The sequence below is a fragment of the Candidatus Methanocrinis alkalitolerans genome (assembly GCF_029167205.1).
In the GTDB taxonomy this organism is placed as follows: Archaea; Halobacteriota; Methanosarcinia; order Methanotrichales; family Methanotrichaceae; genus Methanocrinis; species Methanocrinis alkalitolerans.
Genome location: NZ_JARFPL010000012.1, coordinates 25024 through 38525 on the forward strand (window position 1 = coordinate 25024; position 13502 = coordinate 38525).

12 protein-coding genes are annotated in these 13502 nt (G+C 62.2%); 8 read left to right on the plus strand and 4 right to left on the minus strand.

From position 1 onward, the window contains the following. The first annotated feature begins 1 nt into the window (after nt 1). The 3 genes from P0O24_RS05180 to P0O24_RS05190 are packed head-to-tail and all read left to right on the plus strand — an operon-like array spanning nt 2 to nt 6018. The gene (locus P0O24_RS05180) at nt 2–1660 is read left to right on the plus strand and encodes an ATP-binding protein (RefSeq protein ID WP_316968675.1); all 1659 of its coding nucleotides are present in this window, start codon (nt 2–4) and stop codon (nt 1658–1660) included. Nucleotides 1661–1676: 16 nt separating this feature from the next. Further along, nucleotides 1677–2843, plus strand: coding sequence for a metallophosphoesterase family protein (locus tag P0O24_RS05185; RefSeq protein ID WP_316968676.1), 1167 nt, complete (start codon nt 1677–1679; stop codon nt 2841–2843). 7 nt (nt 2844–2850) lie between these two features. Next, the gene (locus P0O24_RS05190) at nt 2851–6018 is read left to right on the plus strand and encodes an SMC family ATPase (protein WP_316968677.1); all 3168 of its coding nucleotides are present in this window, start codon (nt 2851–2853) and stop codon (nt 6016–6018) included. 16 nt (nt 6019–6034) lie between these two features. Here P0O24_RS05190 and P0O24_RS05195 read toward each other — a convergent pair whose 3' ends face one another. Further along, nucleotides 6035–7231: an NAD(P)/FAD-dependent oxidoreductase gene (locus tag P0O24_RS05195; RefSeq protein WP_316968678.1), complete on the minus strand. Its 1197-nt coding sequence runs from the start codon at nt 7229–7231 to the stop codon at nt 6035–6037. 96 nt (nt 7232–7327) lie between these two features. Here P0O24_RS05195 and ala point away from each other — a divergent pair, with 96 nt between their 5' ends. From ala to trxA, 3 genes are read left to right on the plus strand one after another with little or no spacing between them, the layout of a single operon-like run. Continuing rightward, entirely contained in the window at nt 7328–8308 is a 981-nt protein-coding gene (gene ala / locus P0O24_RS05200) for an alanine dehydrogenase (RefSeq protein WP_316968679.1), read from the plus strand. Between the two features lie 53 nt (nt 8309–8361). After that, nucleotides 8362–8934: a DUF1638 domain-containing protein gene (locus P0O24_RS05205; protein WP_316968680.1), complete on the plus strand. Its 573-nt coding sequence runs from the start codon at nt 8362–8364 to the stop codon at nt 8932–8934. A 57-nt stretch (nt 8935–8991) separates the two neighbouring features. Continuing rightward, nucleotides 8992–9339 (plus strand): thioredoxin, encoded by a 348-nt coding sequence (gene trxA / locus P0O24_RS05210; RefSeq protein WP_316968681.1) that lies wholly within the window; start codon nt 8992–8994, stop codon nt 9337–9339. A 56-nt stretch (nt 9340–9395) separates the two neighbouring features. Here trxA and P0O24_RS05215 read toward each other — a convergent pair whose 3' ends face one another. The 3 genes from P0O24_RS05215 to P0O24_RS05225 are packed head-to-tail and all read right to left on the minus strand — an operon-like array spanning nt 9396 to nt 11124. After that, nucleotides 9396–10013 (minus strand): hypothetical protein, encoded by a 618-nt coding sequence (locus P0O24_RS05215; RefSeq protein ID WP_316968682.1) that lies wholly within the window; start codon nt 10011–10013, stop codon nt 9396–9398. A gap of 29 nt (nt 10014–10042) precedes the next feature. Further along, nucleotides 10043–10666: an orotate phosphoribosyltransferase-like protein gene (locus tag P0O24_RS05220; RefSeq protein WP_394356702.1), complete on the minus strand. Its 624-nt coding sequence runs from the start codon at nt 10664–10666 to the stop codon at nt 10043–10045. Further along, nucleotides 10663–11124: an NOB1 family endonuclease gene (locus tag P0O24_RS05225; protein WP_316968684.1), complete on the minus strand. Its 462-nt coding sequence runs from the start codon at nt 11122–11124 to the stop codon at nt 10663–10665. The genes P0O24_RS05220 and P0O24_RS05225 overlap by 4 nt, the downstream gene beginning before the upstream one ends. Nucleotides 11125–11262: 138 nt before the next feature. Between P0O24_RS05225 and P0O24_RS05230 the strand changes: the two genes are divergently transcribed. Both P0O24_RS05230 and P0O24_RS05235 read left to right on the plus strand, forming a co-directional pair. Beyond that, entirely contained in the window at nt 11263–11682 is a 420-nt protein-coding gene (locus P0O24_RS05230; protein WP_316968685.1) for an EMC6-like membrane protein, read from the plus strand. Between the two features lie 15 nt (nt 11683–11697). Then, nucleotides 11698–13461, plus strand: a complete 1764-nt coding sequence (locus P0O24_RS05235; protein WP_394356703.1) for a ribosome biogenesis/translation initiation ATPase RLI — start codon at nt 11698–11700, stop codon at nt 13459–13461. Nucleotides 13462–13502 lie beyond the last annotated feature (41 nt).

Genomic DNA, 13502 nt, shown 5'->3' on the forward strand with positions numbered 1-13502 from the left:
AATGGCAAATTTATCTGATGAAAGATGGAAGGAGCCCCGGGGGCAGGAGAGCGCCCCCCCGGAGGGTCTCGCCAGAATCGGCAGAAAGCCCCAGACCATAACCATGGACGAAAGCTCTAACCCCTACTTCAGGATAATATCAAAAGACGTCCGGGAGTACCACTTCATAGTCCCGAGCGAGGAGTGGGTGGAGCTGGGAGAGATCGTATCGATCCACGATCGAAGGGCGGAGAGAGGCGCCACCTTCCTCGCCAGGATCACCGACCTGCGCCACGACTCCAACTACGACGGAAACTGGGACACGGTGATCCGGGGCGACGGCTTCTACGACTCCGACCATATATTCTGCCGGGTGGTGGCAGAGCCCCTCGGCTGCATAACCAAGGAGGATGGGGGAAGGGAGCGGTTTAGAAAGTCGAGGACGATCCCCGCCAAGTTCTCCCCCGTTACTAAGGCGGAGAAGGAGGAGCTGCGGTTCCTCGGAGAGGTGATGGGGGATATCGAGGTGGGAAGGCTCAGGAACGGGAGCCGGGACGTAAAGGAGATCCCCGTCGCCCTCCACAGCGACGCCATGGACCACCACATGGGGGTCTTTGCGACTACAGGCATGGGCAAATCGAACTTCATGAAGGTCTTCGCCGCCTCCTGCATGAAGATGGCCTCGGCCAAGAAGTCGAAGTTCGGCCTTCTCATCGTCGACCCCCACGGCGAGTACATCTTCGGAGCGGAGGGGACGAAGGGGCTCCTCCACCTCGACCGGTACAGAGACGGGATCGTCTGCTACTCCACCGATAAAAGGCACCTGAAAGACCCCCTCGTCTCAAACCTGACGGTGAAGAGAAACGAGATCCTCCCCGGAGATATAGAGGTCCTATACGACTGGACCCCCGCACAAAGGGAGGCGCTGGAGGCGGTATCAAGGGTCTTTTACGGGGACGGTTGGCTCGACGACCTCCTAACCCCCGAGGGGGGCGCTAAGATGATCGCCGAGGGGTTCCACGAGAAGACGGTTGGAAGGATAAGCAGGACGATCAGAACGATCCTGGACAAGAACCGTTACATATCGGACCTCACCTCCAGCATCCCCGGCATCGTAAATAACCTCCTGGCAGGAAAGGTCGTCCTGGTGGACATCCCCACCCTCGGCGAGAGGAGCGAGCTCTTTCTTCTATCGATCTTATCTCGGTCGATCCTCGACCGGTACAAGAAGGAGAGCGCTGAGGGGCAGAGGGGAAAGAGGTGCCTCATCACCGTCGAGGAGGCGCAGCGGGTCCTGGGCGGCGGCGAAGGGAGCCTCGCCCGGTTCGAGTCGATCGCCCGGGAGGGGCGCAAGTTCGGCGTCGGCCTCTGCGCCATAACTCAGCAGCCGAAGCTTATCGATAAGCAGCTCCTCTCCCAGTTCAACACCTTCGTCATCCTCGGCCTCGCCGACAGAAACGACAGGACGCGGCTCGAGGAGTCGGCGAAGCAGGATCTATCGTCTCTGGACGTCGAGATCCAGACCCTGGAGAAGGGGGAGGCGATCGTCAGCACCCTGAAGATCCCCTTCCCCGTCCCGGCGAGGGTCCACCTCTACGAGGAGTACCTGGACCGGCTCAACGGGGAGGGGTCGGCTGAGAAGAGGGAAGAGAGGAGGGGGTTTACCCCTCCCCCCGATTAGATCCAGGAGATAGCTCATGAAGATCGTCCACATGGCAGACTCCCACCTCGGCTTCTCCGCCTACGGCCGGGTCGACCGGTGGGGGAGAAACCAGAGAGAGGAGATGGTCTACCAGGGATTTGCCAGGACCGTTGATAAGATCATCGACCTATCCCCCGACGCCGTCGTCCACGCCGGCGACGTCTTCCACCACGTCCGCCCCCGGATCAGGCCCCTTTACGTCTTCCAGCAGAACCTGGAAAAGTTGGTGGAGGCGGGGATTCCCGTGGTCATTATCAGCGGAAACCACGACGCCCCCAAGAGCTACGCCGCCCTCTCCCCCTTCACCCTCTTCGAAGGGATGGAGGGGGTCCATATCGCCCACCAGTACCGGTACGAGCCCTTCGAAGTTGGGGACACCACCTTCCACTGCATCCCCTTCTGCCTCGGCCCCGAGGATTACCTGGCGGAGTTTCGTAAGATGCAGGATTACAGGGCCGAGAGGTCGGGAGGAAGGGACGTCCTGGTGATGCACGGCCTCGTCGAGGCTTTATGGGACCGGAGGCTCCGGACCGTGGGGGAGCACCAGCTGCTAGAGAGCTTCCTCAAGGGCGACTTCTCCTACATCGCCCTGGGCCACTACCACGGCCAGGCAAAGGTGGCGAAGAACGGCTGGTACAGCGGCTCTGTCGAGTACTTCAGGTTCAACGAGGCCGGCGACGATAAAGGCCTCCTCCTCGTCGACCTCGAATCCGGGAAGGTGACCCAGATCCCCATCCAGGATGAGTACATGCGGGATCTCGACCCCGTCGACTGCCGCGGCCTCTCCTCCCGGGAGGTGGAGGGACTGATAAGATCCGTCTGCGACGATCTGGGCTTGAAAGATAAGATCATCAGGCTGAAGCTCTCGAAGATCTCGAGGGAGGCTTACAGGTCCCTCAGCCAGAGGCTCTTGGGAGAGCTGAGGGCTGAGCCGCTCCACCTTGAGATCCTCCCGGAGTTTGCAGACGACCCCGTACGATATGAGACCGAGCCGATGGACTCAAGAGATCTGCCCCAGGAGTTTCGAAAATTTCTCGACGAAGAGGCGGCCGGTGACGCCATCCCCGCCGCCATCAGAGATGATGTCATAGCCTACGGGACCGAGTTGCTCGCGCGGATCTCGGAGAAGAGGACGACGGAGAGTTTCAATGCGGCTAAATAGCCTCTCAATGAATAACTTTAAAAAGTATAGGGGCTCCGTCAGAGTCGAGTTCCAGGACGGCCTCACCGGGATCGTCGGAGGTAACGGCTCGGGGAAGAGCACCATCGTCGAGGCGATCGCCTGGGCGCTCTACGGCTCCAGGGCCTCGACGGTGAGGCGCGATTTCATCAAGAACTCCCGGGCTTCGGAGAGGGACGACCTGGAGGTGAAGCTCTCACTCTATTCGGACGGGAAAGAGGTGACGATCTTCCGGGCGATGAGGGGGAAGAACATGACGCCGGAGGCGAGGCTCTCCATCGACGGGGTCCTGGTTGCCAACGGCACCCGGGAGGTGGACGGCCGCCTCGGAGAGATCCTCCGGATAAGCTTCTCGGACTTCATGAAGACCTTCTATGCGAGGCAGAAGGACCTGGACAACCTGATAAGAGATCGGGGCTCGGAGAAGCGGGAGTACCTCCTCGCCCTCCTGGGCCTCGACGAGGTCAGGGACAGGGCGATCGAGGAGATCAGGTCCGACCTGAAGGAGGCCGAGGGGGAGATCGGGAGGCTCGAAGGGGCCCTCGCCGAGATCGGCGACGTCGGCGAGATGATCGCCGTCCTTGAGAAAGAGGTCTCCAAGACGAGGGATGAGCTTGCTGCTGCAAGAGAGGAGGAGTCTCATCTCGCCATTGAGGCGGAGAAGAGGCGGAGGACCCTGGAGGGTGAACTGGAACGGAGGCGGACCCGGGACCATCTCAGAGGAGAGACCGACCGGCTCTCCCGAGATCTGGAGGAGAGGAGGAGGGCGGTACTCCTCGACGAAAAAAGGCTCTCGGAGATCGAGGAGGGGAGGTGGCGGCTCTTCGAGCTGGAGCCGAAGCTCGCCCGCCTAGCATCGGTGAGGGGGCGGCTGGAGGAGCTGGAGCCCAAGAGGGTCCGCCACCAGGAGCTCCTGGAGTTTCGGGCGAGGGCGAAGGCCGAGATGGAGGGTAGATCCCGCGGCCTGAAAGAGGCTGGGACGAGGCTCCTTCGGCTACTGGAGGAGAGGCGGGAGATGGAGTCGATCCAGCCCCGGGAGGAGGAGTACCGCCGGCTCATCTCTGATCTCGAAGCCCTGGAGTCGAAGCGGGACCGGTACCATAAGCTCTCAGCCCTCGCCGGGGAGGAGAGGGGGAGGGAGGAGGCGGCGAGGGAGAACATCGCCAGGGCAAAGGAGGCTCTGTTGGGCCTTTTGGCGGCGAAGGGCCGGATGGAGGAGATTTTTCCCTCCGTCGATAGATATCGGGCCCTCGGAGCGGAGATCTCGCGGCAGAAGAATGAGAGGGAGAAGAGGAGGCGATTATCCGAGCTGGGGGAGAGGCAGGCTGCCGTCGCCTCCCGGATCGATTCCCTCAGGGCCGAGGTCGCCGCCCTCGACGGAGAGATCTCAGAACTCGGCGACCTGACGGGGAGGGAGGCCGACCTCCAGAAGAGGGGAGAGGAGATCGACCGGCTCAAAAAGTCGCTGGAAGGTGAGATCGCCGATCTGAACCTGAAGATCTCCGTATCGAGGCGGGAGATGGAGGAGGCCGCGGAGGAGAGGTCCAGGATCGAGGCTCTGGGCGAAGAGAGCCTCTGCCCTGCCTGCGAGAGGCCCCTCGCGGGGCAGAGGGACCTCCTCCTGGAGAAGTACGGGACGGCGGCCTCGAAGGCCGAGGAGAGGATATCCTGCCTCGAAGAGCTGAGGGGAGAGGCGCTCTCCCGGCGGGAGGGGGCGGCAAGATCGGCAGAGGAGCTCCGGATCGATCTATCCGCCCTGACCGGATTGAAGGCGAGGGCTGGAGAGATCCTCGCCGAGAAGAGGGGGCTATCCGCCCGGATCTCAGAGCTGTTGGACGAGGCGATGAAGATAAAAGCCGATATCGAGGCCGTCGGACCCGCAGATTTCGACCCGGAGATATTCGAACGGCTCGAGGCGGAGGCAGGAGCCCTTCATGACCTGGTCGCAGAGCACGCCATTCTCACCGTCCGGATCGAGGAGATCCCAAAGAGGAGGGTGGAGCTGGAGGAGGCATCCAGGTACCTCGCGGCCTCCCTGGAGAAGCTCTCCTCGTTGGCAGAGATGATGGCGAAACTCGGGTACGACGAGGAGGAGAGGTCGAGGCTCAGGGAGAGGATAGGCTCCCTCCGGGAGGACCACCATAGGTTCACCGCCCTGGAGCACCGTACCGGAGAGATCCCGGATCTAGAAGAGGCCGTCCTCTCGGCAAAGAGGGAGGTGGAGAGGCTCAAGAAGGGGTACGAAGAGGTCGAAGGGGAGATCGAGCTCCTCGGCTTCAGCCCCGCCGCAGATAAAAGCCTCCGGGAGGTGGCAAAGGAGCTACAGAAGGCCGAGGCTCTCGCCTCCGAGGTCAGGCTCGCCCTCGCCGCCGAGGGGGAGGTGAGGCTCCATCTAGAGGAGGCGAAGGCGGCGGCGACGAAGCTCGCCGGGGAGATCGCCGACGCGGAGGAGCGGCTCTCTATCCTGGTTTTCTCTGATGGAGCATATGAGGAGGCTGAGGCGGCCCTGGAGAGGGCCGGCCTCCGGCTCGAAGATGCGAGGAAGAGGGGGTCGCAGCTGGCCATCCGCCTCGCCCTCGCCGAGGGGGAGCTAGAGCGGCTTAATAGGGAGGCGGCCCGGAAGGAGGAGCTGGAAGAGAAGGCGGCCTGTCGGAGGGTCCGGGTCCAGGTCGTCGAGACGACGAGGGGGCTGGCCAACCGGTTCATGGACGCGATCCTGGTCCGGATAAGAAACGAGATCGCAGAGGAGGCGGGAAGGATCCTCCGGGAGGTGACGGGAAAGTACGGAAGGATCGGCATCGACGACGACTTCAACATCCTCGTCGAGGACGAGGGGGATTTCTACCCCATATCCCGCTACTCCGGCGGCGAGATCGACATGATCGCAGTCTCCGTCCGGGTAGCCATAAGCGAATACCTGATGAGGTTCTCATCTAACGGCCCAGGTTATTCTTTCCTCATCCTCGACGAGGTCTTCGGAAGCCAGGACGTGGAGCACCGGGAGAGCATGATCAACATGCTCCGCAGCCTCGACGACCGGTTCCCCCAGATCTTCGCCATAAGCCACATAGGCGAGGTCCAGGGTCAGTTCGACAACTCGATCCTCGTCGTTGAGGATGACGACGGGTCGAGCAGGATCGAGGTGGATTTGAGGTGAGGTCGGACCTGCGCGATCATTTAAAGATCTCTCGATGGCGAAGGAGGATCTTGGCCATCCCGATACCGGCAAAGCCCATCCTCGGCGCCACCTTCTTGATCGCCCGGCTCGGGAGGTCGACGTCCCCCACCTCCTCGATGATCCTGGTCAGATCTTCCTCATCTCTGAGATGACGTATAAGATCGTCCATCTCGGAGTCGGCCATCACCGCCCTCAACCTGTGGACGATCATCCCCAGGCGGATCTCCCGGCCCAGGGCAGCCCGCCACCTCCGCTCGTACTCGGAGAGCATCGCGGCGGAAGAGTCCCCCTCGCAGGCCGCCGCCGCGGCCACCTCCCCGGCGATCTTGGCGGATACGAGCCCCGGATAGATCCCGCCGCCGGAGGTGGGCTTCACCTGCCCCGCGGCGTCTCCGACGGCGATGAAGCCATCGGCGACGGTCGATGCGGGCGGCCCCAGGGGAAGCCCGCCGAAGGCCAGGTGTAAGGGGCCGCCCCGGATTCTGCTGCGGATCTGGGGGCTCTTCAGAAGGCCTCTCAGATGGAAGCAGCCCATCTCCCGGCAGCATAGCCCCACCCTGGCGGCCCCCTCCTGGGCCGGGATCGCCCAGCCGAAGAAACCGGGGGCGACTTCCTGGCCGAGGAATATCTCCACCATCTCCGGGTCGCCGACCTCGATAGGTAGTTCCACCTGGGCTGAGGAGAGGAGGACCCTCGGCGGCCCGATCCCTGCCCGCCTCGCGATCCGGGCCCCCGCTCCCTCGGCGGAGATGACGACCTTTGCCTCAATCTTCCGCCGGTCGGGGCCACGGCCGACGGCGAGGACGGACCGCCCTCCGCCCCTCACAAGGTCCGTCACTGGGGAGGCCATCATCACCTCGGCCCCCGCCCTCGCCGCCTCCGCCAGGAGCGCCCGGTCAAAGAGCCTCCGATCGACGACCCACGCCTTCGTCTCAGGGGCCTTGAATGCCGATTGAAGACCCCCCGGCGATAAGACCTTCGCCCCCCGGAGGGGCCTGATCAAAAAGGAGCCCGGCGGCAGCTCCGATTCCTCCACCGCCCTCACCCCCAAAAGCCCCGCGCACTGGACGGGCCAGCCGGCCCGGGGGTGCTCCTCAAAGATGACGACCTCCGCTCCGGCGCTGGCCGCCTTCTTCGCCGCCATCGATCCCGCAGGCCCGGCCCCGATGACGGCGACGTCGTACCGTTCCATCTCAACGAAACTCCATCGGCCGGGGGGATAGCCTTTTCCATCCCCGGGCCAGATGACATCTCACGGGAAGGGTCTATAGGGTCTGGAGGGAACTATTTGGAGATACTCTGGCTATCTGAGGAGGATGTGAAGGGGTCGCTCTCGATGGAGGGGACGATGGAGGCGGTGGAAGAGGCCTTCCGGGAGGCCGGCCGAGGGACGGTCCAGATGCCGCCCAAGTCCTACCTCATCTACAAAAAGTACGACGGCGACCTGCGGACGATGCCCGCCTACTTGGAGGAGATGGACGCGACGGGGGTGAAGGTCGTCAACGTCCATCCGGAGAATCCCGGCTCGGGCCTTCCCACGGTGATGGCTTTGGTGATACTTAACTCCCCAAAGACGGGTGCCCCCATCGCCGTCATGGGAGGTACCTTCCTCACCAACATGAGGACGGGGGCGGCGGGAGCCGTCGCCGCCAAGTACCTCGCGAAGAAGAGCTCCAAGACGGTGGGGATCGTCGGCGCCGGAGCTCAAGGAAGGAGCCAGCTTCTGGGGCTGGCGGAGGCCTTCGATATCGAGGCCGTCAAGGTCGCCGACGTATCCCTCGACCGGTGCCGGGCTCTTGAAGAAGAGAGCAGGACCTTTCTCGACGCCACCTTCGAGATTTCCACCGATATCAAAGAGGTCTGCGATGCCGACATCCTCGTCACCACCACCCCGTCGCGAAAGCCCCTGGTGAAGGACGACTGGATAAACGAAGGGACCCACATCAACGCCATCGGGGCCGACGCCGCAGGAAAGGAGGAGCTGGACCCGGCGATCCTCAGGAGGGCGAAGGTCGTCGTCGACGACGTCGTCCAGGCCACCCACTCCGGGGAGGTGAACGTCCCCCTGGCGGAGGGGCTCATCGCCCTTGAGGACATTTATGCCACCATCGGCGAGGTGGTGGCAGGGAAGGTCCCGGGTCGGACGAACGAGGATGAGATCACCGTATTCGACTCCACCGGCCTCGCCATCCAGGACGTTGCGACGGCATCGAGGGTCTACAGGACCGCCGTCGAGAAGGGGCTTGGAATACGGCTCCCGTTTCTGTGAGCATCCCCATCGGATAAGCGATATATAACATCCCGACGACTCTAGGGTTGTCCATGTACGCGATCATCGCCTGCGGCATATTCAAGGATGAGATCGAGAAGATATCGGAGAAGCTCGACTTCCCCTTCGAGGTCCGCTACCTGGAGGCGGGGCTTCACGTCGACTTCGACGACCTTGAGGAGGCGCTGAAGGCAGAGCTTGAGAGGTGCAAAGAGCATGAGGGGATCATCGTCGCCTACGGCGAGTGCCATCCCCGGATCGGTGAGATCCTCGCCCCTTACAACGCCGTCCTCATGAGGTGCCAGAACTGCATCGACGCTCTCATTACTCGAAAGAAGGTGGAGGAGATAGCGACCCGGGGACTCTACTTCTACCTCTCCCCCGGCTGGGTCGAGAGCTGGAGGGATATGTTCGAGCGGATGAACTGGAGCCGCGAGGAGGCCCGCTTCCAGCTCGCCCCCTTCAAGGGCGCCATATTCCTGGACACCCTCGGCGACGCCGACGACCGCGAGGATGGGCTCATCGAATTTCTCGATTTCACCCTCTGTGCCTACCAGAAGATGGCTGTGGACCTGGACCACTTCAGATCCCTGATCGTCGAGGCCAAAGAGAGGTTAGAGGTGTGATCTTTGGACGAGGAGCTTGAAAGGATAAGGAGAAAGAAGCTCGAGGAGATGAAAAAGATGGCAAACGAACCAAATGCGGACTATCCCGACAGCCCCGTCAAGCTGACGGACGGAACCGTCGGCGACGTGGTGGCCAGGTATCCTCTCGTCATCGTGGACTGCTGGGCGGAGTGGTGCGGACCCTGCAGGATGATCGCCCCGGTGATCGAGGAGCTGGCCAAAGAGATGAAAGGGAAGGTCGTCTTCGCAAAATTGAACGTCGACGAGAATATGCAGACCTCCAGCAAGTACGGGATCATGGCGATACCCACCATGCTCGTCTTCAAGAACGGCGAGCTGATCGACCAGATGGTGGGAGCTTACCCCAAGACCACCCTCACGAATAAAATTCAGAAGTATCTTTGAGGCCGGCGGCCCGCCCGCCTCAATGATACGGTTTTGCCTGTGGAGGTGTCCCCTCTTCAAGCCCGGATCTTCGAGGGGATCAAGACCCCCTCCTTCACTCCGGATCCTAACTCCCGGAGCTCCTTCTGCCGGAGTCGTGAGTCGATCTGGTTGATGGGTTTGGGCTTCCCTCCCAGTTTCGTCGGCTCCTGACCGGTCTCGGACGGGACGACGTAAGCGCCCTTATCCCTGACGGCGATCTCCCGCAGGTCCTTTATCCTGAAGTAAGCCGCGACGTCGTAGAGGGGCTTGGCATTCCTTCCCAGCTCGTAGGTCCCAAGGAAGGACTTCTGCCGTACGACGTAAAGCCCCTTATCCCTGGCGGCGATCTCCCGCAGGTCCTTTATCCTGAAGTAAGTGTCGACCTGGTAGAGAGGCTTCGCCTCTTTGCCGAGATGGATCGGGTCTAAGGCCTTGTAACTGACGTCTCCGAAGCTCGAAGCCTTTGCTGTCGAGCCGTCCTCTCCAAAGGCCGGCGACGCCAGGGCGATGAGGAGCGCCAGGGCTGCCAAAGGGGCTGTATGATGGATATTCAGGCTCATGATGATCCTCCTTCTATTAAGTGGTCGGATGTGCATATAAATTTTTAGGGTGCTGGATATGGAGATGGGGGCCTCCCCCTCCAGCCGTCTCATGCCCCTCGATCCTATCCTCGCTCCGATCTTCAGTTCACCCTGATGATCTGGAGGAGTGAGGAGACGGGGACTCCCAGGATATCGTCGACCCCTTTCTTGTCCAGAAGGACGCCGATGGCATTCGTCGAAGCGCCGTGATTGTTCAGCTCCTCCACCGCCTCCTCGAGGGTCCTCCCTGAGGTGATGACGTCGTCAACGATGACGCACTCGGCGTCGGAGACGTCCGAGAAGTTGGTGCTGAATATCCCCTTGAACTCCGCCTCCCCCTTCTCCTGAGACCACCTCTGCTTCGTCGGGGTGTAGACCGCCAGCTCCGCCCCCAGCTCCTCGGCGACCATGCCGGCGATGGGAACGCCGGAGAGGGCGATCCCCACGACGACGTCGACGTCGGCGTCGGAGCATTCGAGACACTCCAGGATCATGTCGGTCAGGGCCATGGAGACCTGCCGGAGCCTTATGGAGCTCTTCCCTATGGAGGACCAGTCTACGGAGACGTCCTTTGGCCCCTGGACCCCCGACCTCTTCTCGCCATGGGTCAGAAGCCACGTCACCGTCTCCCTGGAGATGTTCAGCTCCTCGGCGATCTGTCCCTCCACCAACCCCTCCGCCTTCAGCTCGGCGGCGGTCTCTATCAAACTATCTATATTTTTCATAATAACCCCCCTCTTCTCTTCCTTCTCGTCGTGCCGCAGACGGGACAGTCTTCTCCTTCGAAGGGCCTGCCGCATCCGGGGCACCTCTGGGTCCTCTTCAAGATCTTCTTAATCCTGGGCTGGGCCACCGTCTCCACCCGGAGGCCCAGATGAAGGGCCACGTTCTGAAGGGCGTAATCGTCGGTGGCTAGGGTCGCAGAGAGCTCCAGGGCTTTAGCCAGAAGCTCCAGGTCGACCTCGGAGAGGACGGCGGCGTCGCCGGTCCTCTCGGCTCCGGCCCTAGCCCTCGCGAGGGCGTCTCGGGAAGGGGGCTCTATCCTCGCCCCGGATATCTGTAGCCTCATCCTGGAGCCGATGTCCAGAAGCTCTCCCTCGACGCCGGGGACGGTGACCACCTCTCCCTCGAACCCCTTCCCGCATATGAAGACCGACGAGTCTGCGACGGTAGCCGGACGCATCCCGTACCTTTTTGCATCAATACTACTTGGACTTTGCCTCGCCCTGGGCCGGGAGGACGGAAGGTGGCGAAAAGGGGGCGGCAGCCCGAGACCAAAACGCTATTAAGATATGATGCCACCCAGGGCAGGGAGGATCCCATGGCCAAGAAGAGGAAGAGGTCGAAGAGCGCTCAAAATGGAGCAGCTGCGGGCCCAGACGGGTCGAAGGCGGCAGATGAGAAGAAGATCACCGCATCAAAGATGGATGCGGCGGAGAGGAAGAAGGCCAGGTCCGATGGGATAGTCATGACCATCTACCCCGCGTTTCTGGGGGTGATCTTCGGCTTCGCGAGCCTGCAGCTCTTTGGAACTGGAGTCCCCGAGGAAGGGTCGGTGGGGATGATCTACCCGTGGTACTTCGTCATGATCCTCGTCATCGGCTTCACCTTCTACATCCAGAAGTTCACATATCCATACCTGAAGATAAAGGTCGAGGAGTTCAAGGCCAAGGACTGGCTTTACGTCGAGTTCATAGCCGTTGACCTCTGGCTCGTATCCTGGACCCTCCTCATCAACTGAAACGGGGTGGAACCTTTGAGGATCGCCGTCATCAATAGAGATCGGTGCCAGCCGAAGAAGTGCGTCCGGGAGTGCGAGTACTTCTGCCCGCCGGTGAGGACCGGGGACGAGACGATCACCTTCCCCGACGGAAAGCCGCAGATCACCGAAAACCTCTGCGTCGGCTGCGGTATCTGCGTCCGGAAGTGCCCCTTCGGGGCGATCACCATCATAAACCTCCCCGACGAGCTGGAGAACCCCACCCACCGTTACGGCGAGAACGGCTTCGCCCTCTACGGCCTCCCCGTCCCGACCGTCGGGAAGGTGACGGGCCTTTTGGGCCCCAACGGGATCGGAAAGAGCACCGCCGTCGCCATCCTCTCCGGCCTTTTGACCCCCAACCTCGGGAGGGGAGCCTCCTGGGGAGAGGTGATCGACGACTACTCCGGCTCCGCCCTCGGCGACTACCTCCGGCGGGTGGGAGAGCGGGGGGTGAAGACCGCCTACAAGCCCCAGTACGTCGACCGGATACCCAAGAGCTTCTCGGGGACCGTCGGAGCCCTTCTGGAGAAGACCGACGAACGGGGCGCCCTCTCGGAGCTCGCCGAGAGGCTGAACCTGCTCTCCCTGATGGAGAGGGAGATCTCGAGCCTCAGCGGCGGGGAGCTGCAGAGGGTGGCGATAGCGGCCTGCGCCGCACGAGATGCCGACGTCTTCTTCTTCGACGAGATCAGCCCTTACCTCGACATCTACCAGAGGATCAACGCCGCCGAAGCGATCAGAGATCTGGCGGAGACGAGGTCGGTGATGGTGGTGGAGCACGACCTCGCCCTCCTGGATCTATTGGCCGAGAACGTCCACCTCGTCTACGGAACCCCCGGCGCCTACGGGGTGATAACCAGGCCGAAGGGGGTGCGGGTGGGGATCAACCAGTACATAAAGGGCTACTTCTCCGAGGAGAACGTCAGGGTCAGGTCGGAGCCGATCGTATTCGAGGTCCATGCCCCCCGGGCCGAAAAGGACGTCCCCATCCTCGCGGAGTACGAGAGCTTCTCGAAGAGGTACAGCGGCTTTCTCCTGGAGGCGGAGGCGGGGGTCATCAGGAGGGGCGAGGTGGTGGGGATCCTGGGGCCCAACGGCATCGGAAAGAGCACTTACATCAAGCTCTTGGCGGGTATCGAAGAGCCGACGGAGGGACGGCTCCATCTGAAGCTGAAGGTATCCTACAAGCCCCAATACCTGAAGGCTGAGACCGACCTGTCGGTGGAGGGGTTCCTTCGGAAGATGACGCGGGAGTTCGACTCCAGCCACTACCAGTCGGAGTTCGTAAAGCCCATGGGGATCGAGAAGCTCCTGGACCAGTCGATGGACGAGCTCTCCGGCGGGGAGCTACAGAGGGTCGCCGTCGTAGGCTGTCTCAGCAGGGACGCGGACCTTTACCTTTTGGACGAGCCATCGGCCCATCTCGACGTCGAGCAGAGGATGATGGCGGCGAAGGTGATGCGCAGGTTCGCCGAGAGCGCCGAGAGGTCGGTCCTCGTCGTCGACCACGACATCTATCTCATCGACCTCCTCAGCGAGAAGCTGATGGTCTTCGAGGGGGAGGAGGGGAAGAGGGGCGTCGCCCATCCGCCGGTGGAGATGAGAAAGGGGATGAACCGCTTCCTGAAGGGAATCGGGATCACCTTCAGGAGGGACGAGGAGACCCGCAGGCCCCGGGTGAACAAGCCCGGCTCGAGGCTCGACCGGTCCCAGAGGGAGTCGGGAGAGTACTACTATTACGCCCCCGATGGAGCCTGAGGGGGCGCAAAGCTCCCTCACCATCCGCACCCAACCCCTCC

Coding starts and splice junctions, on each gene's coding strand:
- P0O24_RS05190 (WP_316968677.1), top strand. CDS start 2,851: ATGAATAACTTTAAAAAGTATAGGGGCTCCGTCAGAGTCGAGTTCCAG.
- P0O24_RS05205 (WP_316968680.1), top strand. CDS start 8,362: ATGTACGCGATCATCGCCTGCGGCATATTCAAGGATGAGATCGAGAAG.
- P0O24_RS05195 (WP_316968678.1), bottom strand. CDS start 7,231: ATGGAACGGTACGACGTCGCCGTCATCGGGGCCGGGCCTGCGGGATCG.
- P0O24_RS05225 (WP_316968684.1), bottom strand. CDS start 11,124: ATGCGTCCGGCTACCGTCGCAGACTCGTCGGTCTTCATATGCGGGAAG.
- trxA (WP_316968681.1), top strand. CDS start 8,992: ATGGCAAACGAACCAAATGCGGACTATCCCGACAGCCCCGTCAAGCTG.
- P0O24_RS05220 (WP_394356702.1), bottom strand. CDS start 10,666: ATGAAAAATATAGATAGTTTGATAGAGACCGCCGCCGAGCTGAAGGCG.
- P0O24_RS05230 (WP_316968685.1), top strand. CDS start 11,263: ATGGCCAAGAAGAGGAAGAGGTCGAAGAGCGCTCAAAATGGAGCAGCT.
- P0O24_RS05215 (WP_316968682.1), bottom strand. CDS start 10,013: ATGAGACGGCTGGAGGGGGAGGCCCCCATCTCCATATCCAGCACCCTA.
- P0O24_RS05185 (WP_316968676.1), top strand. CDS start 1,677: ATGAAGATCGTCCACATGGCAGACTCCCACCTCGGCTTCTCCGCCTAC.
- P0O24_RS05180 (WP_316968675.1), top strand. CDS start 2: ATGGCAAATTTATCTGATGAAAGATGGAAGGAGCCCCGGGGGCAGGAG.